This window comes from Peribacillus sp. NPDC096379, assembly GCF_044762875.1.
Classification (GTDB): domain Bacteria; phylum Bacillota; class Bacilli; order Bacillales; family DSM-1321; genus Peribacillus.
This window is the reverse complement of sequence record NZ_JBIWFD010000005.1, coordinates 202,770-228,839: the sequence shown is the minus strand read 5'-3', so window position 1 is coordinate 228,839 and position 26,070 is coordinate 202,770. Positions and strand designations below refer to the sequence as shown.

General features: G+C 36.6%; 20 protein-coding genes and 3 pseudogenes. 14 read left to right on the top strand and 9 right to left on the bottom strand.

Going from position 1 to position 26,070, the window contains the following annotated elements:
* Positions 1 to 70 precede the first annotated feature (70 nt).
* From ACIQZI_RS20575 to ACIQZI_RS20545, 7 genes and pseudogenes are all read left to right on the top strand, one after another.
* Entirely contained in the window at positions 71 to 1,114 is a 1,044-nt protein-coding gene (locus ACIQZI_RS20575; protein ID WP_403076727.1) for a LacI family DNA-binding transcriptional regulator, read from the top strand.
* A gap of 350 nt (positions 1,115 to 1,464) precedes the next feature.
* The gene (locus tag ACIQZI_RS20570; RefSeq protein WP_403076724.1) at positions 1,465 to 2,331 is read left to right on the top strand and encodes a sugar phosphate isomerase/epimerase family protein; all 867 of its coding nucleotides are present in this window, start codon (positions 1,465 to 1,467) and stop codon (positions 2,329 to 2,331) included.
* Positions 2,328 to 3,437 carry a Gfo/Idh/MocA family protein gene (locus tag ACIQZI_RS20565; RefSeq protein ID WP_403076721.1) on the top strand — a complete coding sequence of 370 codons (1,110 nt, stop codon included), beginning with the start codon at positions 2,328 to 2,330 and terminating at the stop codon, positions 3,435 to 3,437. Before ACIQZI_RS20570 ends, ACIQZI_RS20565 begins: the two co-directional genes overlap by 4 nt.
* A gap of 236 nt (positions 3,438 to 3,673) precedes the next feature.
* A pseudogene (locus ACIQZI_RS20560) lies at positions 3,674 to 4,642 on the top strand (sugar phosphate isomerase/epimerase family protein).
* A 55-nt stretch (positions 4,643 to 4,697) separates the two neighbouring features.
* Complete coding sequence (locus ACIQZI_RS20555; protein WP_403076718.1) at positions 4,698 to 5,789, top strand: Gfo/Idh/MocA family oxidoreductase; 1,092 nt, start codon at positions 4,698 to 4,700, stop codon at positions 5,787 to 5,789.
* 198 nt (positions 5,790 to 5,987) lie between these two features.
* On the top strand, positions 5,988 to 7,262 hold the full coding sequence (locus ACIQZI_RS20550; protein WP_403076715.1) for an MFS transporter: 1,275 nt from the start codon (positions 5,988 to 5,990) through the stop codon (positions 7,260 to 7,262).
* Between the two features lie 254 nt (positions 7,263 to 7,516).
* On the top strand, positions 7,517 to 8,485 hold the full coding sequence (locus tag ACIQZI_RS20545; RefSeq protein WP_403076822.1) for an ROK family glucokinase: 969 nt from the start codon (positions 7,517 to 7,519) through the stop codon (positions 8,483 to 8,485).
* Between the two features lie 126 nt (positions 8,486 to 8,611).
* Here ACIQZI_RS20545 and ACIQZI_RS20540 read toward each other — a convergent pair.
* The 3 genes and pseudogenes from ACIQZI_RS20540 to ACIQZI_RS20530 all read right to left on the bottom strand — a co-directional run.
* A pseudogene (locus ACIQZI_RS20540) lies at positions 8,612 to 8,821 on the bottom strand (DDE-type integrase/transposase/recombinase); the annotation flags it as partial.
* Between the two features lie 174 nt (positions 8,822 to 8,995).
* Positions 8,996 to 10,408 (bottom strand): 6-phospho-beta-glucosidase, encoded by a 1,413-nt coding sequence (gene ascB, locus ACIQZI_RS20535; RefSeq protein WP_403076712.1) that lies wholly within the window; start codon positions 10,406 to 10,408, stop codon positions 8,996 to 8,998.
* Positions 10,405 to 12,246, bottom strand: a complete 1,842-nt coding sequence (locus ACIQZI_RS20530; RefSeq protein WP_403076709.1) for a beta-glucoside-specific PTS transporter subunit IIABC — start codon at positions 12,244 to 12,246, stop codon at positions 10,405 to 10,407. The genes ascB and ACIQZI_RS20530 overlap by 4 nt, the downstream gene beginning before the upstream one ends.
* Positions 12,247 to 12,522: 276 nt before the next feature.
* Between ACIQZI_RS20530 and ACIQZI_RS20525 the strand changes: the two genes are divergently transcribed.
* Both ACIQZI_RS20525 and ACIQZI_RS20520 read left to right on the top strand, forming a co-directional pair.
* Positions 12,523 to 13,377 carry a MerR family transcriptional regulator gene (locus tag ACIQZI_RS20525; protein ID WP_403076705.1) on the top strand — a complete coding sequence of 285 codons (855 nt, stop codon included), beginning with the start codon at positions 12,523 to 12,525 and terminating at the stop codon, positions 13,375 to 13,377.
* A 52-nt stretch (positions 13,378 to 13,429) separates the two neighbouring features.
* The gene (locus ACIQZI_RS20520) at positions 13,430 to 14,296 is read left to right on the top strand and encodes an arginase family protein (RefSeq protein WP_403076702.1); all 867 of its coding nucleotides are present in this window, start codon (positions 13,430 to 13,432) and stop codon (positions 14,294 to 14,296) included.
* 400 nt (positions 14,297 to 14,696) lie between these two features.
* On the opposite strand, the gene ACIQZI_RS20515 is transcribed toward ACIQZI_RS20520, so the two are convergent.
* A complete protein-coding gene (locus tag ACIQZI_RS20515; RefSeq protein ID WP_403076699.1) occupies positions 14,697 to 15,611 on the bottom strand; it encodes a tetratricopeptide repeat protein in 915 nt (304 codons plus the stop codon).
* A gap of 30 nt (positions 15,612 to 15,641) precedes the next feature.
* Positions 15,642 to 15,863 (bottom strand): annotated as a pseudogene (locus ACIQZI_RS20510) (IS1595 family transposase); the annotation flags it as partial.
* Between the two features lie 221 nt (positions 15,864 to 16,084).
* Here ACIQZI_RS20510 and ACIQZI_RS20505 point away from each other — a divergent pair.
* The 5 genes from ACIQZI_RS20505 to xerS all read left to right on the top strand — a co-directional run bounded on the left by ACIQZI_RS20505 (position 16,085) and on the right by xerS (position 19,796).
* Positions 16,085 to 17,104 carry a rod shape-determining protein gene (locus ACIQZI_RS20505; protein ID WP_403076819.1) on the top strand — a complete coding sequence of 340 codons (1,020 nt, stop codon included), beginning with the start codon at positions 16,085 to 16,087 and terminating at the stop codon, positions 17,102 to 17,104.
* Positions 17,105 to 17,559: 455 nt separating this feature from the next.
* Positions 17,560 to 17,967: a type VII toxin-antitoxin system MntA family adenylyltransferase antitoxin gene (gene mntA, locus ACIQZI_RS20500; protein ID WP_403076696.1), complete on the top strand. Its 408-nt coding sequence runs from the start codon at positions 17,560 to 17,562 to the stop codon at positions 17,965 to 17,967.
* The gene (gene hepT / locus ACIQZI_RS20495; protein WP_403076693.1) at positions 17,957 to 18,364 is read left to right on the top strand and encodes a type VII toxin-antitoxin system HepT family RNase toxin; all 408 of its coding nucleotides are present in this window, start codon (positions 17,957 to 17,959) and stop codon (positions 18,362 to 18,364) included. The genes mntA and hepT overlap by 11 nt, the downstream gene beginning before the upstream one ends.
* An 11-nt stretch (positions 18,365 to 18,375) precedes the next feature.
* Positions 18,376 to 18,534: a hypothetical protein gene (locus ACIQZI_RS20490; RefSeq protein ID WP_403076691.1), complete on the top strand. Its 159-nt coding sequence runs from the start codon at positions 18,376 to 18,378 to the stop codon at positions 18,532 to 18,534.
* A 134-nt stretch (positions 18,535 to 18,668) separates the two neighbouring features.
* The gene (gene xerS / locus ACIQZI_RS20485; protein WP_062187890.1) at positions 18,669 to 19,796 is read left to right on the top strand and encodes a tyrosine recombinase XerS; all 1,128 of its coding nucleotides are present in this window, start codon (positions 18,669 to 18,671) and stop codon (positions 19,794 to 19,796) included.
* 865 nt (positions 19,797 to 20,661) lie between these two features.
* Here the strand turns inward: xerS and ACIQZI_RS20480 are convergent.
* The 4 genes from ACIQZI_RS20480 to solA form a co-directional block, all read right to left on the bottom strand.
* Positions 20,662 to 21,072 (bottom strand): hypothetical protein, encoded by a 411-nt coding sequence (locus ACIQZI_RS20480; protein WP_403076688.1) that lies wholly within the window; start codon positions 21,070 to 21,072, stop codon positions 20,662 to 20,664.
* Positions 21,073 to 22,735: 1,663 nt separating this feature from the next.
* Positions 22,736 to 23,140 (bottom strand): cupin domain-containing protein, encoded by a 405-nt coding sequence (locus tag ACIQZI_RS20475; protein WP_403076685.1) that lies wholly within the window; start codon positions 23,138 to 23,140, stop codon positions 22,736 to 22,738.
* A gap of 131 nt (positions 23,141 to 23,271) precedes the next feature.
* Entirely contained in the window at positions 23,272 to 24,516 is a 1,245-nt protein-coding gene (locus tag ACIQZI_RS20470; protein ID WP_403076682.1) for a M24 family metallopeptidase, read from the bottom strand.
* A gap of 180 nt (positions 24,517 to 24,696) precedes the next feature.
* Positions 24,697 to 25,860 (bottom strand): N-methyl-L-tryptophan oxidase, encoded by a 1,164-nt coding sequence (solA, locus tag ACIQZI_RS20465; protein ID WP_403076680.1) that lies wholly within the window; start codon positions 25,858 to 25,860, stop codon positions 24,697 to 24,699.
* Between the last annotated feature and the right edge of the window lie 210 nt (positions 25,861 to 26,070).

Genomic DNA, 26,070 nt, shown 5'->3' with positions numbered 1-26,070 from the left:
GTTGACAATTGGAAAGATAGTATGTGAAAATAAAGTAAAAACGTTTACATAATTAAGGGCTGAAGATTATATGAAAGTTACGATTAAAGATGTAGCTCGTGAAGCAAATGTATCAATAGCAACGGTTTCCCGCGTAATAAACGGAAAAGATAGGGTGAAGAAGGAAACCAGATTAAAAATTGAAAAAGCCATCAAAAAACTTAATTTTCGACCGGACCAGGCTGCAAGAACCATGATTATGAAAGAAACAAAGACGATTGGCTTGATGATTCCGGTGTTGACTAATGAATATTGGGCTGGATTATCCGAGGTGATTCAAGATACCTTGGGGGAAAAAGGATACACGTTGATTATTGGATCAGATAACATGAATCCGGATAAACAAGAAGCCTTATTCAATGTATTTCAGGAAAGAAAAGTAGATGGAATTATTGTAGGATCTGTCCTGTCGGATAAAACTGTAAAACATGTGGATGATTTGAAACAAGAAGGTACTCCGATCGTTTCCCTATACCCATTTTACTCGAATGTGAATTGTGTAACGGGTGATCATGTGCAGGGGGCAATGGATGCTGTTCAACATCTCCTTCAATTAGGTCATAGAAAGATTGCTTATATAGGAGCTGCCTCCACTTCCGATTACAGAGAAATGGGGTACAGGAATGCTTTAATGATGAGTAGCATTAAAATGGATGAATCAATCATCATAAAAACAAATGATATGGTGCGTAAATTCAGTCATTACGGCTATGAGTCAATAAATAAATTAATCGAAAGTAAAGGGGAATTTACTGCGGTTTTTTGTGCGAATGATTTAATGGCCATCGGAGCTATAAAAGCATTAAAAGAAGCAGGGATAAAAGTTCCTGAAGATGTAGCAGTTGTTGGGTTTGATGACATTAGTATGGCAGGTTTGTATCAACCTTCCTTAACAACTGTTCAACAGCCTATTAAAGAAATGGGAAAAGCAACGGTAGATATGTTATTGGAATTAATCCTTCACAAGGATGAACCCATAGCAAAGAAAGTGACGTTTCCGATGAAATTAATTGTTCGAGAAAGTTGTGGAGCTAAAAAGTTCATGCCTTCAGATAATAAGCAACTCTCATTATAGAACACGTAGGCTTGGTAGATTTTATTGTTCACGTTTATATAATTTAAACGTGAACAATATTTTTTATAAAGAATGGATACTGTAAACGCCTTTTTGTAGAAATTTATCATGGTGGATTATAATGGGATTTTCTAACGCGGAATGTAAACGTTTTTACTTTTTTGTGATAAATATCTAATAATTTTGTTGACCTAACTTTATTTTATGTGATATAACATATAATGTAAACGATATCAAAGGCTGATTAATAACAAAGTCAAAATGTTTATATGAGTTGAAAGTCTTTAAAATAAAATGTAAACGTTTAGACTTTTTTTGATTATCTATTACTACATGAGGAGAGGTTGGAGATGACCCTGCAAATTGGATTACAATTATTTTCGGCAAAGAAAGCTTTTGTTAATGATCGTCTAGGCACTTTGAAAAGAATAGAAGAAATTGGATATAAAAATATCGAGGTTCCTGTAGATTTTTCTGGGAAGGACCTTTTTGGAATCGGAGAACTGAAAGCATCTGATTTAAAAGAAATGACGGAACAAGCTGGTTTGAACATCATTGCTACTCATGTTTTGGTAACGGAGGAATCTCAATTCGATAAAGTAATTGCTTATAATAAAGAATTAGGGTGTGAAAAAGTAATTATACCGATTGCTTTTTTCAAGAATTATGAAGAGGTAATAGCATTTAGTGAAACATTAAATCGATATGGAAAACAATTACAGAAGCGTGGAATGAAATTATACTACCACAATCATTTCCATGAGTTCCAACGTTTCAACGGTCAATATGCGATGGAAATTATTTTGGAACATACAGATCAAGAGTTAGTTGGGGTTGAGCTAGATACGTACTGGGCGTTGAGAGCTGGAATCGATGTGAATGCTTATCTTGAAAAGCTGGCTGGTCGTTGTAGCTTAATCCATCAAAAAGATTTACCAGCCTCTGTGACACCAATCAATCTTTTTGAGATGTTGGATGAGAGAGAAGTAATTACACTAGAGACCTTCTCGCAATTTGGGAAACCTGAAAACTTTGCAGAAATTGGGGAAGGTGTAATGGATATTATGAGTATCATTCGTACAGCAGAGAAACTGAAAGATATTCAATATATTATTGTAGAACAAGATGCCACTGCGAAAGATGAATTGGAAAGTATTAGAATTAGCTATAAAGGTTTATCTAGATTAATCGAAAAAGTATTGGAGGGAACAGCATGAGTAAATTAAGAGTTGGGATGATTGGTTGCGGGGCGATTGCTGTACAGAAACATTTACCAGCCTTAATGAAGTTAAGTGATAAAGTGGAAGTGGTTGCGTTTTGTGATGGCAATGAACAAAATGCACGTAAGGTAGCAGAAAAGTTCAATAAACATGCGAAAGTTTATACAGATTATGAGGAAATGGTGAAAGATAGTGATATAGATATGGTTCATATTTGCACACCTAACGTATTTCATGCACCTATGGCAGTAGCAGCTCTTGATGCAGGGAAGCATGTCATGTGTGAAAAACCGATGGCCATTAACTCAGGAGAAGCAAAGAAAATGTTAGACGCAGCTAAGCGCTCGGGAAAGAAATTGACGATCGCTTATCAAAATCGTTTTAGAAAAGATTCATTATTATTAAAAGAAGCATGCGCAAGAGGGGATTTAGGAGAAATTTATGTAGCGAAAGCTCACGCTGTTCGCCGTCGCGGTGTACCAACTTGGGGTGTATTCATGAATAAAAAATTACAAGGTGGAGGACCGTTAATCGATATTGGAACACATGCGCTAGACTTGACGTTATGGTGTATGGATAACTATGAAGTAGAATCTGTCATGGGAGTGACCTACAACAAATTAAAAGATCAAAATCAAACGAATCTATTTGGACCATGGGACCCAGAAACGTTTAATGTAGAAGAATCTGCCTTTGCTTTTATTAAGATGAAGAACGGAGCAACGATTTACTTAGAAGCGGCTTGGGCATTAAATACTCTAGATGAGCGTGAAGCCATGACCACTTTATCAGGAACTAAAGGTGGAGCAGAAATGCGAAGAAACAAAGTAACGAACACGGACGAACTAGCCTTTAATGGGGAGATGTATGGGAATCTTGTGGAAACAAAATCGCAGGACGCAACAGGAATTGCTTATATCTCGCCAAACGAAGAGACAGAAGCAGATCGTGAAATTGGTCAATGGATCAACGCGATTTTAGAAGATAAAGATCCAGTTGTAACACCTGAACAAGCATATACAGTAACGAGAATATTAGAAGCTATTTATGAGTCTGCTGAAACAGGTAAAACAATCGAATTTCGTGAATTAAGTGTTCTTTAATAGGAAAGTATCAAAGTAGAGTTGGTTGATTATTGGCAATCAAAAATATAAACGTTTACACTATTTATGATGGAAATCATCATTAGTATTCTTATAAATATGTATTAATAAAGATGTAAACGTTTATATATTTTAGATGTTTTTATCAAAAGCTTGTCATAATCGACCCATACTCTTTTTAATTTATACTTGTATTTAAAAGGTACAAAGAGTTGCATACGAAAGGGGCAACCTACATGAAGCTAGGAGTATTTACGGTTTTATTTTCCAATCAGTCTTTTGAAGATATGTTAGATACTGTACAACGGGCTGGGTTGGATACGATTGAGATTGGAACAGGGAACTATCCTGGGAATGCACATTGTCCACTTGATGAGCTGTTAGTGAGCGAACCAAAAAGAAATGAGTATATGAATGCGATTCATTCTAGAGGACTACAAGTGAGTGCATTAAGTTGCCATGGCAACCCACTTTCTCCAGACAAAAATTTTGCAACAGAGTAGCACGAAACATTTGTGAAGACAGTGAGATTAGCTTCATTACTAGGTGTTCCGGTAGTGAACTGCTTTTCTGGAACTCCTGGGGATCACGAGGGTGCTAAATATCCAAACTGGCCGGTTGTCGCATGGCCGCCTGAGTATAACGATATTTTACAATGGCAATGGGAAGAAAAGTTAGTTCTATATTGGAAAAAATGGGGAAAATTTGCTCAGGATCTTAATGTGAAAATCGGTTTAGAATTGCACGGAGGATTTTTAGTTCATTCCCCATATACCTTGTTAAAGCTTCGCGAATTAACTTGTGAGGCAGTAGGGGCTAACCTCGATCCAAGCCATCTGTGGTGGCAAGGGATTGATCCTGTAGGAGCGATTAAAATTTTAGGAAAAGAACAGGCGATTCATCATTTTCATGCTAAAGATATTTATTTAGACCAAGATAATATCAACATGTATGGTTTAACAGATATGCAACCTTATACAACCTTACAAACAAGAGCATGGACATTCCGTGCAGTGGGCTGTGGTCACGGAATAGAAGAATGGTCCAATATCTTAAGTGCCTTACGGCTATATGGATATGACTATGTTGTCAGTATCGAGCATGAAGATGGCTTAATGTCTGTTGAGGAAGGATTTAAGCGGGCTGTTGATAATATGCAATCGATTATGATTCGGGAACAAGCAAGTGAAATGTGGTGGGCTTAATCCGCTGCATCATCCTGCTTATAAATAAAAACATAATGAATAGAGAGGAAGAGGTATGATGAGTAAAGTATTAAACGTTGGAATCGTTGGAACAGGGGAAGTAGCACAAGTTATCCATTTACCAATTTTGGCGTCCATGCCTGATAAGTTTCGTATTACTGCACTATGTGATGTCTCAGAAGAATCCTTGGCATACAACGGTAAGAAATACGAAGTAGAAAACTTATATACGGATGCGAAAGAATTGGTGAAACAATCCAACTTAGACGTAGTGTTTGTTTTAAACAGTGATGAGTATCATGCAGAAGTTGCTATTGATGCAGCAAACGAAGGAAAGCATGTCTTGATTGAAAAACCAATGGCCCTGACAATGGAAGATGCAGATGCCATTATTGAAGCGAAAAACAAGAATAATATCAAAATTATGGTTGGATACATGAGAAGGTATGCACCTGCATTTGAAGCTGCAGTGAAGGAAATCGGTGGATTGGACAAGGTGTTATATGCTCGAGTACGAGACATCATTGGTCCAAATGAATTCTTTGTCAATCAATCTGGTGCGAATCCAAAGAGATTTATGGATATTCCAGAAGCAGCGATTGTCGATAAGCAAGAGCGTGCTAAAAAATTAGTAACAGACGCAATTGGTGACGTAGATGAACAACTAACATTTGTGTACCGATTACTAGGTGGTTTAGGCAGTCATGATCTTTCAGTAATGCGAGAAGCTTTAGGGATGCCTCAATCTGTTATTGGTGCTGGTGTGAAAGGGAGGTTCTTAAATACACTGTTTGAATACGAGAACTTTAATGTGAGTTACGAAACAGGGATTGACCAACAAGGAAGATTTGATGCCCACTTAGAAATATACGGAGAAACAAAGTCCGTGCGAGTAGAGTATGATACACCGTATATTAAGGGTTTACCGATTAAATTTATTGTGAATGAAACAGTAGATGGTGCGTTTAAAGAAACGGTCATTCGTCCTACTTATAAAGATCCGTATACCATCGAACTTGAGAATTTCTATGAAGCACTTACAGGAGACGGTGAAATCAAAACGACTCCTGAAGACTCTAAAAATGATTTAGTAATCTTTAAAATGATCATCGATGCGTTAAAAACAAAAAAAGTACCCGTTTGTTAATGTTGAATCCCTTCAGAGATTGGTCGTTCGCTCCAATCTCTGAAGAACCATAGTTTTTTGGTACATTAATGAAAGCGTTTAACGAATCTTCGTATGAAGTAATTGTCATCGACATTGAAGGATACGAGACAGGGGATATGGGATCAAAACGACTCCTAAAGATGAAAAAATCAACGATTACAAATGGGCGGTGTAAACATGAACAGTGTAGCTGGAAAACAAAACATATTAGATAAAATAGGGATTCCATCCAATTTGGTATGGGGGTATATTGGCATTATCATTTTTATGATTGGCGAGGGATTGGAACAAGGATGGATTTCTCCATATATGATGGAGAGGGGACTTTCAATAGAAAGCGCGTCGCTGATGTTATCTGTATTTGGAATTGCCGCAGCGATTGCATCATGGTTATCAGGTGTGTTTGTTCAGACATTGGGACCTAAAAAGACAATGTTGATGGGTTTTGGGATGTTTGTGATCGGATCCATCATATTTATCAGTCTAGGAATCATCCCATTGAATTATCCTGTTATGTTAATCGCTTATGCAATAAGAGGATTCGGATACCCATTATTTGCTTTTGGCTTTTTAACTTGGATTTCATATCGTGCTCCTCAAGCTAAAATGGCAGCAGCAATTGGATGGTTCTATTTTGTATTCTCGCTTGGAATGAGCGTGATTGGACCTTTTTACTCAGGAATGATGATTCCTAAGATTGGTGAAATTCATTTACTATGGACTTCCATGATTTTCGTGACAATCGGCGGGATATTAGCACTGGTAGTTAATAGAGATAAGTTTGATCTAACTCAAATAAGTAGCGGTAATAAAAAAGAGGAAGTACTTAAGGGAATTACCATCATGTACACAAATCCAAAGGTTGCATTAGGTGGGGTTGTAAAAGTAATTAATGGTATTGGTATAGGTGGTTTTGTCATTTTCTTACCCACATACCTTGCGGAGTATGGTTTTTCAACGAGTGAATGGCTTAAGTTGTATGGATCTTTATTTACTGTAGCTATTATTTGTAATTTAGTATTTGGAACATTAAGTGACAAAATCGGCTGGAGAACTACTATTTCTTGGTTTGGTGGTGTAGGGAGTGCTCTCGCTGTGTTAGCTATTTATTACACACCACAGTTATTCGGACATAACTATTTCATGATGTTATTGGCAATGGCTTTTTCTGGAGCAACTTTAGCTGGGTATGTTCCCCTTTCAGCTTTAGTACCTTCGTTAGCTCCACGAGATAAAGGAGCAGCAATGTCCGTTCTAAACTTAGGTTCAGGATTATCACATTTTGTAGCGCCTGCTCTTGTTGGTATTTTTATTGGTAGTATAGGTGTAGGTGGGATCATGTGGATTTTCGTCATTTTATACTTAGCAGGTGCTGTTATGACTAAATTCCTTACATTGCCTAATGAAAAAAAAGGGAGTAAAGAGGAGAATCGTGAGGTAGTGAACCTATAATAGAAAGGACAAGAAACTTATTCAACTTAGATATACAGGTGCTATTATTCTAAATAAGTGCGTGTTCAGCATGAAAAAGCTACACAAGAGGCAAAAAAAGCTGCAAAGCGCTTTGAAGAGAGCTTTGCGGCCTTTTTTCTTTCTCTAAGACTCCTGTGTCACCTTGCGGGCGTGTGGAAAGGAATTATAACATACAAAGACCTAAAGAAAACGACAACTGAAACATTTAACTAAAGGGAAAAGGATGAATGATGATGTATGAAAAATGGTTAGTGGGCGTTGATATTGGTGGTACTACTATAAAAATGGCGTTTATCAATCAAAATGGCGAGATGATTCATAAATGGGAAATCCCAACAAACAAAAGTGAAAAAGCGCAACATATCCCAACTGATATAGCTAAATCGGTTGATCAAATTTTGGATGAATTGGGGCAACGCAAAAGTAAGTTAATTGGGATTGGAATTGGAGCTCCGGGTCCTGTTAATTTGAGAAAGGGTTCTATTGATGTGGCGGTTAACTTAGGGTGGGAAAACTTCCATTTGAAAGATCGTCTTGAAATGGAAACATCCTTACCCGTGATTGTTGATAATGATGCAAATGTGGCAGCGATTGGAGAGATGTGGAAAGGGGCTGGAGAAGGAGCAAAAGAGTTATTATTTGTAACGTTAGGGACAGGTGTTGGGGGTGGAATCATCGCCAATGGTGAAGTTATACATGGTGTAAATGGAGCAGGTGGTGAAATTGGTCATATCACCTCTATTGTGGAAGGGGGAGTACTTTGTAATTGTGGAAAAACAGGATGTCTTGAAACCGTAGCCTCTGCTACAGGCATTGTCCGTTTAACCATTGAAGAGTTATCTTCCACCCATATACCTAGTAAATTGAGGGACTTTTACAATGAACATCAAACCTTATCATCCAAACTAGTGTTTAATGCAGCGAATGAAGGTGATGAATTGGCTAAAAGAGTGATTGATTACGTCGCCTTTCATTTAGGTTTAGCGCTAGCGAATGTGGCAAACGGCTTAAATCCTGAGAAAATTGTCATCGGTGGCGGTGTTTCTAAAGCTGGAGAAGCACTGTTGGCACCGTTGAAAGAGCAATTTACCCGTTTTGCTTTTCCGAGAGTGGCACAAGGTGTAGAGCTAGCTATTGCCACATTAGGTAATGATGCTGGCGTGCTTGGCAGTGCTTGGCTTGCAAAAAAGAGGTTTACATGATATTAACATGCAACAATACCATGAAGTGGAACAATCGAACATTTTATCAATAATTAAACGAGAAGGTTCTGGTGCAAAAACTATTTGATGGAGGTATAGAATCTATATGACCTGTTCAATGACAGATTATGATGCCATTCCAAACAACTTATGTATGAATTTGACTTCATTTTGGACAGACTGCAACCGTTGGTGAAGCTGTCCTCGTTTCATCATATGCATGGCTTCGATGCCACTCAATATAGAAGTAGCTGTTTGAAAGGACTTGAATCCCAGCATGGGGCGTACTCGTTTCTTAATGAAACGGTGATCCTGTTCAACAATATTGTTCAGATATAGAAGAAACTCGTCAAAAAAGTAGTATCTGCCGATAAGCAAAAAGGAATACATAGGGATGAATAAATAGGTTGCACATCTTCAACAAACGGATCATTGATTGTTGAAGATGTTAAAAATGTGGGACAGATTGATAAAAAGCCAGGAATCAAGATCCTGGCTTTTTTACATACATTAACAATCTGGATATAGAATACGACCATTGCTTTGAATAACGCTCTTATACCAATAGAAACTATCTTTCTTTATTCGATTATAGGTTCCCGTTAAATCATCATATTTATCCACAAAAATAAAACCATATCTCTTTCGAAATTCACCAGTTGATTGACTGACCAAGTCCAAAGGCCCCCAACTTGTATAACCCATTAAATATACACCGTCTAGCAAAGCCTCGCCAACTTGTATTAAATGTTCCTTTATATAATCAATGCGATAGCCATCGTGAATTTGACCATCAACAACCTCATCATTCGCACCTAGGCCATTTTCAACAATGAATAGAGGTTTCTGATAACGATCATATAAGTGGTTGAGTGTAATGCGTAAACCTTTTGCATCAATTTGCCATCCCCATTCAGAAGATTTGAGATGTGGATTCGGTATGGTTTTAAAAATATTCGCTTCTTGCTCTTCTATATCATCCCTAGAAGTAGCACAACCACTCATGTAGTAACTAAATGAAACAAAGTCAACAGTGTGTTTTAATATTTCTTTATCCTCTTCCTCCATAGTGATAATGATGTTATTCTCCCTAAAAAAACGATTCATGTAACTCGGATAGTAACCCCTTGCTTGTACATCAGAAAAGAAATAAGATTCTCGTTCCCTTTTTATAACTTCAAGAGAATCATCTGGTCTTGGTGTAAGTGGATAAACGGCTAAACCTGCAATCATACAACCTAATTTTGCTCCATCAATGATTTCATGACATAATTTGACGGCTTTTGCACTTGCCACGAATTGATGATGTATAGCTTGATAAAGAAGCTGATTCGTTATTTCAACTTTGTCAGGTCTAATACCTGCTGCTATAAATGGAGCATGAAGTATCATGTTAATCTCATTAAATGTAATCCAATATTTCACAACATCTTTGTATCTATTAAATACAGTCTTAACAAAGTTCTCAAAGAAACCTATGACTGAACGACTGATCCATCCACCGTATTCTTCAACTAAATACATAGGCATCTCATAGTGTGATAGTGTTACTAGGGGTTCAATATTATGTCTTTTTAACTCGCTGAATAAAGAGTCATAAAATCTTAATCCATCTTCATTCGGTTCTGATTCATCCCCGTTTGGGAAGATTCTAGTCCATGCTATAGATACCCTTAGGCATTTAAATCCCATCTCTGCAAACAGGGCTATATCCTCTTTATATCGGTTGTAAAAATCAGAAGCCTTATGCTTTAGATATTCTCTATCTGGAGGGGATACAATTCTCCCGAGTATTCCTTCTGGTAAGACGTCTGCAACAGACAATCCTTTTCCATCTTCTAAATATGCGCCTTCTACCTGATTTGCAGAAAGTGCGCCCCCCCATAAAAAGTTAGAAGGGAATGTTAGACTATTATTATTCATTGATATTCACTCTTTTCTATTTTCATAATTTCTGCCCCTAGATCTGTTTGATTAGATGAATACAGAAGGGAAATATTATAGCCAGTACTGTTTGTGATAATTATTGGGGTGGTTATATCGTAACCCTTGTTGAGTATACTTTCTCGATCAAATCTTATGAGAATGTCACCAGACTTAATCTTTTGACCCTGCGTAACATTTTTGATGAAATGCTCTCCATTAAGTTCGACAGTATTTATTCCAATATGCAAAAGAATCTCAATGCCTTCGTTTGAACGAATACCTACTGCATGACCTGTCTCAAAGATCATAATGACCTCACCGTCTACCGGAGACACTAGGTCCATTTCTTTAGGCTTAATAGCCAAGCCAGGACCCATCGCTCCGGAAGAAAATACCGAATCATTCACTTTGGCTAGTTCAACTATTTCTCCAGCTAAGGGACTTTTAATAATTGTAGGATTACCGGTCTGGTTTGAGTCTGTATCCTTTTTAATATTTTTATTCTCGTATCCGAATAACCAAACAAAAAGAAGTGCTAATATAAATGAAGCTACTATACCAATAACGTAAGGCATTAATGGTGTAAAAGCACCAATGGATAATACGTTAGACAACATAAAACCGGATGTTGTTGAACCACCCATACCGATGATCGCCCCACCAATAGCACCAGTTAGTACTAAGATTGGTAAAGTTCTTCTATATCTAAGTATCAAACCGTACAAAATCGGCTCAGATACTCCGGCTAGCAACCCTGAGAGTGTAGCAGATCCAGCAATACCCTTAATGTTTTTGTCTTTTGTTCTCAACATAATTCCTAACGCTATTCCAAACATAGCGAAGTTAGTTGCGCCGGAGACAGCGATAATGGGGTCACCGCCCATTGCAATGTTAGAGAGCATAATAGGAACGAGTGCCCAGTGTAATCCTAAAATAACTAAGAGAAAATATGTTGCTCCTAAAACAGCTCCAAAAAGGAGAGAACTAAGGTCATTGAAATAAGCAATAACCCATGCAATTCCATTTCCTACATAAGTTCCAAAGGGACCAAAAATTAAAATAGTTAGCGGAACAATGATAATGATAGATAGTGTAGGGACTAGAATCATTGCCAAAGTCTTTGGCGTATAGCGTTTTAATACCTTCTCGATATAATAGAAGATGATGACCGCTATAAAAGTAGGGAAAACTGAAGTTGAATAATTAAAGAGTACAATAGGGATGCCTAGAAATTCGTGACTAGTTTCTGATGTCAACAACGCTGTGAAATTAGGCTCTAATAATGCAGCTCCGATAACCCCTCCAATGTAAGAATTAGCACCTATTTTAGAAGAAGCGGTAATACCAATTAAAATAGGGAGAAAATAAAATACCGCATTGCCTGCAGCAGATAAAACGGCATATGTTCCACCTTCATTAGACATCCAACCAAGAGTGGTTAAAACAATCAATATCGCTTTAATCATCCCAGATCCAATCAGGGCAGGTAATAAAGGCGAGAAAGTTCCAGAAATCAATTCAAACAAACGAGAGATTAACGTTTTATTGGCATCATTAGAGTTTTTCGGTTGTTTCTTCTCCTTAAATTCTTTGTCTGTCTGTTTCATTATTTCATCGTAAACGTTTGCAACTTCTTGCCCGATAACTATTTGGTTTTGTCCACCACTATTTACAACACTAATTACCTCTGGAATCTTATTCAAATCATGTTTATTCACTTTGCTTTCGTCGTTCAAGTTAAAACGTAATCTCGTTGCACAATGAAGAAGGCTGTGGATATTCTCTTTCCCTCCGACACCATTTATAATTAAATGTGCAGTCTTTTTATGATCCATTTGTTAGTTACCCCTTATTTTTTATTATGAACGTTTTATTATGTTTTTTGGACAGCGCTTGCAATTCCCCCTTCCATAAAGCAATATCCTCCAATTATTTCCTCAAATGAGTATAAGTCGTTCATTCTTAATTTCTTCATGCAGTGGGAAGGTGTAAGGAAATCCTTGAATAAGGAAATAATAAACCCTATAGTAACTATAGAGTCAACGCTTAACCTCATCTATATCTGTGAAATAAATATGTGTTGATTAAGATAATTTAGAGGAGAATTTTATATGAGCAAAAAGCTTTATTCAATAGGGGAAGTTGCTAAATTAAATAACATTTCTATTCAGACGCTGCGATATTACGACAAAATCGATTTGTTTAAACCCGTTTCTGTAGATCCGACAAGCAATTACAGGTACTATCATGAGAAACAGTTCTTTTATCTGGATATTATTAAGTATCTAAAATACATAGATACACCTCTGGGCCTGATTAAGGAAGTACTGACAAAAGACGCTACGCAAATGTTACCTTTTTTAGAAGAACAGGAACTTAGGATTGAGGAGAAAATGAGACAACTACGGCAAGCTAAGAACTTACTTTACAAACGTAAACTTCAAATAAAAGAGCAAAATATGTTAGCAAATAAACCGTTGGGACAAGTGTTTACTCGATTTGTAGAAGGGCAAGGTCAGTTACACGTATATACTAAAGACCTTACGCCTTACGGCAACCCAGATATATACATGCGTGACTTAGCGCTCTTATTAGAAACAAAAGAAGGTAGTATTGTTGATAATTTTTATGGGTGTGTTTATGGATTTAAAGATTACAAAGATACTTGCCAGATTTTTTATTCAAGTATCTATACAACGTTGTTTGGAGACGAAGAATTACCTAATAAGCCACAACCTAATATGACTAAAGAATACATTTCTAGTGGGATTTATGTGTGCATTTGTTTTAAGTGGTCCAAGTCTAATTATTTTCAGCATTACCAGATGTTATATGATTACATCATAAAAAATAACATCATTACCGAAGGTCCAGTTTACGAAGTTTCTTTGCCTAACAAATATCTTTCTTATGAAGAAGATGACTTTATAACAGAACTTAGAATTAAGAAGATAGAAAATGATTGACCCTATAGTTTGTATAGACTCTATGATTTAAACCATGAAAGGAGTAGATCATATGAGTAATAATAAACAAAAAAATACGTTAAGATTATTGTTCCCCCAATGGCAAGGTGGAGCTAATCCGAACTATTCATTAGGGGCAGAACTTTTGGCTTGGCTGGCTCCGGAAAATAAACAACCCATTGTGAGGGTCCAGGTAAGTCAAATTAGCACAGTAACTGAAGAGAAAGGAATTGTGGCAAGGAGTCAACTTCTTGAACAATTAGAAGCCGCTAATCATATCATTCAAGCTCATAAGCCAGATCGTATTGTTATGTTTGGTGGAGATTGCCTAGTTAATCAAGCTCCACTTGCATACTTGAATGAACGGTATAACGGTGATTTAGGGTTATTATGGATAGATGCTCATCCTGATGTTACAACGCCAAAACATTTTCAGAATGCTCATGCTATGGTGTTAGGTAACCTCTTAGCGGAAGGAGATCAAGAGTTTGCAAGTCAAGTAAAAACGCCATTCGATCCCCAAAAGGTAATGTTTGCTGGCTTAGAAGCAACAGCTATCCATGAAGCTGAATTTATTCAGAGAATGGGCATTAAAACAGCCTGTACAGAAGAGTTAGAAACAAATAGCAAACCAGTATTGGATTGGGTAAAAGAAAATAACATTAAGTATTTGGCTATCCATTTAGATTTAGATGTACTTGATCCGAGCATTTTTAGGTCGTCGCTTTTTGCTAACCCTTATGCAGAAGAGGAAATTGATGCCCCTTCTGGAAAAATGAATTTTCCTCAGCTCACTCGTTTAATACAAGATGTATCGAATCAAACAGAGGTGGTTGAATTAGGAATAACTGAGCATATACCATGGGATGCTATTAACTTAAAAAGCATGTTAAATAGTATACCAATACTCAATGATTAAAGTCTGATTAATAAACTGGCCATGAGTCTATTAGCTCATGGCCAGTTTATTAAGAATTGCTAGATAATCGTGCCCTTTTGTTGTAAAGAACTTATAAATAACAATTTATCGTGCTTTTTTTCATAAATGGTATGAATCACTTACATTATAAAATCAGTCGATTATATTGAATGCCAACTATCGAATTCAAATGGAGTTGCTTCTATTACTCAGTCGAATAAACAAGCTAAGTAGCAAGTACCTAGTTTGTTTATCTGATTTTTCTCTCCTCGACAGTTTTTTTATTTAAAACTATATATGTTGTTTCTTAAAAAAATGGCTCTGTTAGTTAATATTGTTGATATTCGTGTAAAAGAAAGGGACTTCCTATTGGAAACCCCTGTTCTTTTTCTATAATGTATTATGGTTGATACTCAGCATGATTATGGCGTGTGCAACCAAATAGATAACATGCTGTCTGGATAGATGTGTCAAATTTCATAATGGGAATATAACCAGACGAGAATTGTTCATACATTTGTTCATACTCTGTCTTTTCATCAAGTAACTCTTTAATGTTGGCTTCTTTATCGTTTTCTGACCAATTTTCATCACATTCATCTTCATATGCTTCTTTAATTTCTTCTATTTTTTGATGGATCACTTCATTCAGTATTTCATGAGAACGAGTTGTATTATTTAATTTCAACATTGAATAAGCATATCGACTAATCCAATTAGGTTGTTTCCAATAAACATTCCAACCCTTTTCAAACCATCTTATAGCTTCTTTATAACAACCCAATTCTACATATAAATCCGCAACATCAACTTCACCGACAAACTCATCGTCATTTTCAGCAAATGTATCAAGTTTAAGTTTTGCATCACTACTATTTCCTAATTCAATTAAACACTTTACATGACTATACATTGCATAATCAGAGTTTTCTGAAGCCAGAAGAAAATATTTTGAAGCATCTTTTATGTTACCAAGATGATAATTAGCAACGGCTAAATTATTATAAGCAGTTTTAGAAGGGAAGATAGAGATTGATTTTAGCAAAATATCTTTTGCGTATTTCCACTTTTCTTGCCTAATATAAATTTCACCTAATAAATTATATGGAAAATGTGAAGTAGAATTCATATTTATAGCTTCTTCCACTAAACCAAGTGCTTTTGTGTCATCATATTCCTCATAACAATATACCCAAGCAAGATTAGTTAAAGATTGTACATTTCTTGATTCGTATACTGCTTTTTGAAATAACATTAATGCATCTTCATATTCATTTTTTTCAAGTAAATCAATTGCTTTTTGATTGATATTCAAATATTTGCCCCTCTTGTTTGCAGTTTAAATTCAAAGGTCAAAGACTGATAGCCTTATCTTATCACAGGTAACATTAGTAGAGAATAAGCAACTATCCACAATCATTTTACTTATCGTAGTATTATCGTTACGGTGCTTAATAATTTCTAAGAATTGAAACCAACTCAAATAATGGTCGAGGTATTTAGAAGCCACGCCATTGAATCGGTCAATCCAACCTTTAAGACGACCGTGATAGTTATTTACATTTTTGGTTTATATTCATTATTTTATTAAGGAGCGTTAGAGCATGTGGATGAAGGGGATTGGGTTTTTATAGCAAGAAAAGGAACAGAAGCGTATCAACAAACATTTTAATTACCAACTACCTCCGATAAAGAACTTGTTCAATATCTTTTACAACAAATGGGTATGTAATATATAATTTATTCATTGTTCTGAAAATACAGTTTTTTCACGAAGGGGAAACCATGATGTTTGGGATAGGTACAAGAGATATTGGAATCGATTTAGGAACAACCAACACACTTGTTTTTGTAAAAGGGAAAGGTATTGTTTTACGGGAGCCTTCTGTCGTTGCTGTAGAAACAGATACAAAAAAAATTATTGCTGTCGGTAATGATGCGAGAAACATGATTGGACGTACTCCTGGGAACGTGGTTGCCGTGCGCCCAATACAAGATGGTGTCATTGCGGATTATGAAACAACGACAACGATGTTGAAACATTTCATAAGAGAAGCGCAAAAACAAAGTGTATCTGCCAACAAGCCGCATGTAATGGTGTGTGTACCATCTGGAATTACAACGGTAGAAATGCGTGCCGTGATTGAAGCAACTAAACAAGCAGGAGCACGCGATGCCTTTCCGATTGAAGAACCAATTGCTGCGGCAATTGGAGCCGGCTTGCCAGTTTGGGAACCGACAGGAAGCATGGTTGTCGATATCGGCGGCGGTACAACAGAAGTAGCAGTCGTTTCTCTTGGCGGAATAGTAACTAGCCAATCTATAAGGGTTGCCGGTGATGAAATGGATAGGGCAATCATTAGTTATATACGAAAAAATTATAATTTAATGATTGGAGAACGTACCGCTGAGAACATTAAAGTGGAAATCGGTTCTGCCGGAGATACGGACGGCATTAAAAACATGGAAATTCGGGGCCGCTATCTATTGACAGGACTGCCAAAAACTATTGAAATTCCGGCAGAGGAAATTCAGGTTGCATTAAGTGATACTATTTATGCCATCGTCGATACGGTAAGAAACACATTGGAAGAAACACCACCTGAACTTGCTGCCGATATAATGGACAGAGGTATCATGTTAACAGGTGGCGGTGCTTTGCTGCGTAATTTGGATAAAGTTATTAGTAAGAAAACAAAAATTCCTGTCCATATAGCGGTGGATCCTCTTGATTGTGTATCAATTGGAACTGGGAAATCCATAGATAACATTCATTTATTTAAAACCAAGGCAAGTGAGATCAGATAAATCCCCCCGTCAACCGGAAATTCATATTTGCAGCTTAATTCCATATTAAACAAACAGGGAATTTAATCGAAGTTCCATCGGTTATTATTTACTAGTATAGATCTTCAAGAAGAGGGCGTGATTGTGAAATAAAGAAAGTCTAATTTCTCGTTTGTAATACTGAGAAATTGGGCTTTTAACATTGGGATAACCTAAAGTTGTAAATCCGCTTTTATCTATACCTAGGAAAAAAAATCTTGATTTGAAAAGGGGTTTGATATTGTATAAATTTTTATGTCATTTTTAAGAATTCCTGTTTAAAAGTCTAAACTTTTGTGTCACTCGTCAAAATGAAAGGGAAGTAATCCTTTCATTTATTCAGTTTAATTATGCGTAAAATACTCATTTTACGATCAATTGGACATAGGAATGAATGTTTGGTATACTGTGTATATAATCATTAGGGAGCGTGTATTATGAAAACAGAAATGTTTCAAAAAATTCAAGAGTTCCTAATAAGCAAATTTAATCCTACATATATTATTGTTTTTGGTTCCTATGCTAAAAACTCTACACATAAAGAGAGCGACATTGACGTAGCTTTCTACAGCCAAGAGCCACCACTTACTTCATATGAAATTTTTTTAGCAGCTCAAGAATTAGCTGATAACCTTAAAATAGAAGTTGATTTGGTTAATCTAGAGACAGCATCAACCGTTTTTAAGGCACAAGTCTATACTACTGGTACTGTGATCTATTCAAAAGATGACACTCTTCTTAAAACTCATCAAATGATCGCACTTAGTATGTATGCAAAATTGAATGAAGAACGTGAGGACATCTTAAAAAATATCAAGGAAAGCGGGACCATTTATGAAAAATGATGTGATACTAAACAAAATCAGTGTGATTGAACGTTGCATAAACCGCATCCAAGAAGTATATACGAATGAACCCTCAAATTTAAAGGACTATACGAAGCAGGATTCTATCATCCTAAATATACAACGCGCATGTGAGGCCTCTATAGACTTGGCAATGCATATCGTATCCGAACAGCGCCTAGGTTTGCCTCAGAGCAGTAGAGATGCTTTTGATATGCTGCAGTCCCACTCTATTATAGACGAAGGTATTGCAAAACGACTAAAGGCCATGGTTGGATTTCGAAATATTGCTGTTCATGATTATCAAACCCTCAATATAGATATTCTGAAACAGATCGTCGATAACCATCTTAGCGATTTTACTGATTATACAAAACAAATCCTGAAGGCTCAGTAATGGGGTTTAATATGAAATACAAAATACGTGTTTTTTATATAAACTCTAATAAAGAAGCTTTAATTGTGGATGATGTTTTCGATACTAAGAACGCTGCTGATACGGCTATTGAGGAGATGAAAAGTAAATTTCCAGACATGTATGAGTACGTTAAATTGCCCGTTCAATAATGTGATTATTATTTACCCCTTCTTAGGTACATACAGATAAAATGAACCTTTAATATAAAATAATTATGTAAATAACTATTCGTAAAAATTGAATTTTACGCATAAATGACAACTTTCTACAAAGGAGACGACATATGGCCAATACTAGACAACATCAAGTCCACGAACAAAAATTAGAACAGTTGGTTATGTCCATGCCTTTCTACATCGTTGAGTACGTTGATAATAAAATGGATACCCGATCTCCTTCTACTCTTTTGAATTATGTTCTTGATTATAAATTGTTTTTGGAGTGGTTGATTGCAGAAGGACTTGTAGAAGTGGAGCATATTAGAGATATCCCACTTTCCGTGCTGGAAAATTTGAAACTAGTAGAAGCTCGGTCTTTTATTAAGTTTTTAGAACGAAGAAATATTCCCATCAATAAAAAAGAAACAAAAAAAGCCGAAAAAGTGTCCATTAATCGAAAAATCTCAGCTTTACGCTCCCTCTTTAAGTATTTAACTACACAGACAGAAAATGATGAAGGTGAACCTTACTTTTATAGAAACGTTATGCTTAAAATTGAAGTAAATAAGGTTAAGGAAACGCTAGGAGCACGTGCTTCTAGAATCTCAACAAAAATCTTTCACAATGATGATGATGCTCGATTTCTCGACTTTGTTAAACATGATTATAAAAAGGAACTACCTGAAACATCTCGAAAACTGATCTATTTTACAAGGGATAAGGAACGGGATTTTGCGATTTTATCTTTATTTTTAGGAAGCGGCATTCGAGTAAATGAGTTATCTAACTTAAGGCTACTGGATCTTGATTTTGAGGGAAACCAAATACACGTATTGCGTAAAGGTGGAAAAAAGGATGTTGTAGCGGTATCTCCTCCATCCATGCAAGACATTAAAGATTACCTAGCTATACGACCAGAACGTTATAACGGGTCAACTGAAGATATGGACTATGTCTTTTTGACTAAGGTCAATCATGCAGCAACTCCCCTTTCTAACCGGGCGATCGAAGCGCTTGTAAAGAAATATACAAAGGCTTTTAAATCAAATAAATCGATGTCGCCACACAAATTAAGGCATACGTATGGAACGAACTTAATGGAGCAGTCAGGAGATATCCATCTACTAATGACTCAATTGGGTCACACTTCAACAACAACAGCCGCGCTATATACGAACCCAGAACAGGAAAAGGCAAGAAAAGCGGCCGAACAGTTAGGCGAGCGTAGAACTAATTATAGTGAGCACCCTTAGGGCTAAATATCCTTCTTCTTACTATAAGTCGAATCTATGGATTTCGTTATTATCATACATTCATTTCCTTGATTATAGTCCGCAAGACTACTTTTGTATTTTAAGGAGATGTATGAATAGTTAACTATTTAAACTCAATAAATGGAGTAACGCTTGTCTTAACACTTTCATATTATATACAAGACGTGAGGAAGCACCTCGCGTCCCCTTAGATTGACTGTGAAAAGTCAGTCTTTTTTTGAGAATTTTCTATCACTTCATTATGAGGCTATAGCCAGCCTATCAAAACTCAACACTAATGCGAGAGCAACGGCTAGTACCATAGAAACAAGTGGTGGATTACTATCAAAAGCCACCCTCTTTTTGCACTTTTAATTATTGATTCAATAATAATATTTGGTCTATCAAGGTTTATCGGTATTAGGCGAGATGAATCTCTTTTTTTGTAGAGGAACACTCGCTCTTATTTTGCGATATTCTTGTACTAGTTGTTCTTTGAAAACTGAAGATATAGGGTTCTAGCAGGAAAAACGTCTGCTAGGTAAAATTTTCAACGTTCTTTCGCCCCACAGGCATCGAAGTTACTAATCCTTATCTGTATCACAACGTACAAGATAGAATGCTCTCTAACCGTTGGGACAATGGGGTTAGCTTACTCCAAAACTAGTGGATACACTGGTGTTCGTAGGAATCCCCCCCTTCAAATTTTCCATAGAAAATTATGTGGATGGTAGTTCAATGAATGGCATGAATACTAAAAAACCGATTGTTCTCAAGGAAAGAAAGATCGGTTTCGGTTCCACCCTTTTAATAAATTGAGTTAGGAATGGATATATTTTAGATTTATTTGTATCTCAGAGTAGTCCTACATCCGTACAATGACAGTTCCACCGCCACCCTGGACACACTTAGTATCTTCTTGATTTTGCATAGATTGTAACAATTGATTGTTCTGCGCAATCAATTTACTCAGTTGATCCAATTGATTCTCAAGACTGGTCAGGATTTGGAGTATATGTTGCGTATCTGATGATGTACCAGTATATGAATTGGTCGGATATGACGAATATGAATAGCCTTGAGTATTCCCATATCCATGGTTATTAGTGTCTTGAGAAGGGGACGGATAGGACATACCACCATGAGCTTGTGTTCCTAAGCTTGATCCCTGCGCTTTTATACTGTCCTGACTCAAGGATCTACCTTGATGGCGGATTTCCCTTTGAGTTTGAGGATAATAGTGCCAATTTGGTTCATAAGAATTGTGAGAAGACATCCGTCGTTAACCTCCTTTCATCATACAAACAGTTTATTCAGTTTTTCTTTTCCTGGTACATTCATCTAAAAGTTGATTGATTTGTTCAGCAATGTTTACATCTAAGAACAGTATAATGTTGTAAATCCGCATTGGGGTTTCATTCACTTTTTATCAAGGTTTGTAGTTTTAACGTACATTTTCTCCTGAGAGTTGTCTGTACCACATGCACTTCATAAGATTTGTATCCAAAAGATTATCATCGTATGTTGACTTTTATCTCAAACCTCCTCGACAGTCACGCCATATTATTATCCTTCCTGCTTATTTAGCATTAACGAGATAGAAGTGGAGTAAGCAACAGAAAGCTAACCCTCAGCTTTATATCTGAACAAACTTCTCGGTAGAATATCTATAAAAACTGTTATCCCACGTTCAGTAAGAACTCCAAAATTCTTTATTTAGGCCCTCTTTCATGTCAGGATGCTACAAAAAGGTCTCCGCGCAACATTGTATACAGTGCGGCAATAATGGATGAACCTTTTCACAATATGATTGATTTTCGGTCACACACTTTTTTTCAGAGTGTCGCAGGATGATAGAAAATATGGATTTTTACTAGCTTATGATTGTGAATAATGATGCAAAAGCTTTGTAATGGAATGAATGAGCAATAACCTTATAAAACAAATGTAATTTCGTCTGAGAGCGGATCTCAGATAGTGAAAATTAATTTATGTAGCAACTGAAAACCACACACAGAACGAACATTCCATTCTAAAATAGAAGTAAAGATAATTAAGGATTATCTTTACTATACATAATAATGTTATTTTATACTGAGTATAAAAGCAATAAAAATTAAATCTTTGAAAATTCTTAATAATTTGACTAGAGATCAATACTTGGCACATTACAAGAACGACAGCTACTCAACGAAAACAGAAATCTTTCTCTCTCAGAAAGTACTGAACAGGATTTTTCCACAAGATAAGCAGCTGTCTCCGCATACGGTAAAGCGTATCGTTCGGACGCCAAAACGCTGCTCCATTTTTTAACGAACCATTTCCTTTCTTTTCGGGATATTGGTTTTCCAGAAGTCAAAGCATATAATCAATATATTAACGAACAATATGCAGCTAAATCCACGATAAAGGAAATTGGCACTATATAATAGAAGAAACTCGTCACGAAGAAGCACAAACACGTGTTCAAGTCAGGGAATTGAGTCAAAAAGAGGCGGAATATCTAATCTCCTTTTTCCCAAAAGTGGTGAAAGTAAAATGGGATCAGGACCAGTTGGAGAAGTTGAATTATATGGAAGAAACTCGGATTATATCTGTGGAGAACCATGAAAAGAATAATAGCTACGAAACCTAGAAAAGATCATTACATGTAGCAGAGAGTGAAGCTTAGAATGAACTTATTAAAAAAAAATTACAGTATAAGATATTTTAGCTTAGAAGATTAATTAAATATTCTATCGAGTTGCTTTTCACGATATATGAGACGAATTATTATAACAGGAATCTTTCCACCTAATGCTTGGTGGATGGTATCAGACCAAGAATTCATTTGTATTATGCTGATTAAAAAAAAGAAAGTGATGGGGAGAAGTATCGCCCATCACTTTCTTTTTTTCTGTAGTTCCTATGTTCCAAGTTACCTTGATCTGACGGATGTCTTATAAATAAGAAGAATTAGCCGCTACGTTTTTGAAGTAAACTGCTTCCCCGTCACTTTCTCCATCGAAAATAACAGTTGTTTTAGGTGAGAAGATTAATACATCTCCTACTTCACCAACATATTTATTCCCTTCAACATCACGTACAACCATTTTTCCTCTTGTTACGATTTTAACTTCAGTAAAGTCAAATTCTGCTGAGTAATCAACGGATGGTTGCAAAGCGAAATAACCTAATGTTAATTCTTCTTTTACGTCCGTTAGAGGTAAATCAAGAATTTGTCCTTTTAATTCTGGCGTACCTCTTAATTCGCTTAACTCATGTAATTGATACGTTCCGGCCTTAATCAATTGAATTCCAGGTTTTTCACATAACAATTTTACGTCTTTAAGTTGTTGAGTCACTATTTTTCCACCTCTATACGTTTTCTAACTGTTGCAAGTGTATTTCATCACTTGACAGTTGAATTTGATTCATTTGTTTTAAGATTTGACGAAACTCTTGTTGTCATATCGCAAGTTATTGCGCAGTTATATTATTTTTTAATGATGTTATGCTCTGGTCCAAATGGGAATTTAGTAATGTTTTCTACGCTGTTGTTTTCACCAATTACAAGGATGTCATGCTCACGATATCCACCAGCACCTGGCTCTCCTTCTGGAATCATGATCATTGGTTCCATCGATATAACCATGCCTGGCTCAAGCACTGTTTCGATATCTTCACGGATCTCTAATCCTGCTTCACGACCATAGTAATGGCTAAGTACACCGAAAGAGTGACCATATCCAAACGTACGGTTTGCTAATAGGTTGTGCTCACGATAGATTTCATTCAATTCTGCTGCAATGTCCATACATTTTGCACCTGGTTTGATTAATTCAAGACCACGTCTGTGGACTTTACAGTTGATTTCCCATAGCTCTAGATGACGATCAGAAGATACTTCTTCTAAGAACAATGTACGCTCAAGCGCTGTATAGTAACCAGCGATCATTGGGAAACAATTTAGGCTCAGAATATCGCCGCGTTGTAATTTGCGGGAAGTTGCCCAGTTATGTGCACCATCTGTGTTAATGCCAGATTGGAACCAAATCCATGTGTCTCTTAGCTCTGCATGTGGGTATGTGCGTGCAATTTCACGTACCATTGCTTCTGTACCATGAAGAGCCACTTCGTATTCTGGGACGCCTTCACGAATCGCTTCTACAACTGCAGCTCCACCGATATCGGCAATACGAGCACCATTTGTAATCAAATCGATTTCTTCTGCTGATTTAAACATCCGTTGTCTCATTACATCTTGGGAAACGTCAACAAGCTCCGCTTCTGGTAGTGCATCTTGTACTTGGCGGCGTAAGCTTAAGTTTAAGTGATCGTCTTCAATCCCTACACGTCCACCTTTGAAGCCTGCTTCTGATAATACCTTTTTCACAGCATATAAGAAGTTATCTCTTCTCCAGTCTGTGTAGACTATGTTCTCATCAAAGCTGCGTCTCCATGGCATACCAGCATCGATATTTGCACTCACTGTTACATGCTTGTCCTGCGTCACAACAAGCGCATAGTTACGGTTGAATGAAGTAAATAAGAAATCACTGTAATAGTTAATATTATGGTAAGAAGTAAAGACCACTGCTTCAATGCCCGCATTTGCCATATATTGACGTAAATTGGAGTTACGGCGTGTCATTTCTTCTTTTGAGAAAGTAGGTTGTACTTTTTTTCCGCCATTTTGTAGAATCTTTGTTCTTTCAAGATCTGTCATTTGTTGTACCATCTGATTCACCTATCCTTTTCTACCATTTATATTTGAGTTTTTCTTTTATATCATTCTGTTTATACCGATGAAAAACAGATAACTCACTATTTGTGACTAGCTTTTTGGACATTGTTACATATCGTTCTAGCGCTGTAAGCTAGTAACTTAAACTTTGTTTCTTTATACAAAATCTCTAAATTAGATTGTTGTTGTTTGTTTTAAAGCAGGACGATTTATTGAGAATAAGGAAATATCATGTTCTGTTTTACCAGTTGTCGCTAATTGACTTAACACTTCACCGACTACACTTGAAAATTTAAAGCCATGCCCAGAGAAACCAGCTGCGATAAAGACGTTCGAATGTTCAGGGTGCGTATCGATAACGAAATGCTCATCTGGTGTTTTCGTGTACATGCAGACGGCCCCTCTTTTTAATTCTCCATTTGCTTCTGGCATATATTTTCCTAGGAAGTCGCGAAGATTACTTTCATCTTCCGGATAAGCGCCAAATTCACGGTTAATCGTATCTGGATCAATTTGTTGCCCATACGTATGGTAGCCGATTTTCAATCCACAGCCACCGAAGCTTGGGAATCCGTAATAAATACCATTTGGGACTTCAACCATGAACCCTGGATAGTCAGCAGCATTGCTGTACTTCGATTCATCGGATTCAAAGAAACCGACAACTTGACGGTATGGCTGTAATGGGATATCAAGATTTAATTTAGAAAGGAGTTTGCTATTCCAAGCTCCCATACTAACGATTAATTTATCAGCTGTATAAGATCCATTTGCTGTTTGGATTTTAACTATGTCCTGTGAAACTTCAAAATCCTCAACACGTGTATAGGTTAAAACTTTTGCACCTTTCGCTTCAGCTAGCTCGCGATACGCACGAATACAATTTTCACTGAACAATACGCCTGAGTTTGGTTCAAAAATCGCATTATAATTTTCAGGAACTGTTATTCCTGGCCAACGCTTATTGATTTCATCGCCTTCAAGTAAATCAACTGTCAATGAATGTTCCGCTGCTGCTTCCATCGTTTCTGCAACGAAATCAGATTCGCCTTTCGGACCAAATACTAGCACGCCTGTTTTCGTAAAAATTTTATGGTGTGTTTCATTTTCAAGTTCATACCATAACTCTTGTGCTCTTAGTGCAAAAGGAACATATTCTCTTCCTTCACCATAAGCATGGCGGATGATACGAGTATCACCGTGATGGCTTCCTTCTGTATGCGGCGGATCATAGGCATCCACCAATAATGTTTTGACTCCTTGTTTTGCTAATTGGTACCCTGCAGCCATTCCCATTGATCCTGCTCCAACAACAATCACATCAAAATGTGTACTCATAGTCGTCCCTCCAAATATAATGAATATGGATAATGAGTATAAGTGAAATCTATTCCACTTAATTCATTATTTTTAATGCAAGATAGTATTTACCTTGCAACAAGACTAAATCTTACAGATCTTCCTTATTCCTTTTTCAGCAGTTTTTGAATTTTACCTACTCCTTCATAAGTGAAAACCTATTTTCACAAAATAAATGTGAATTCATAT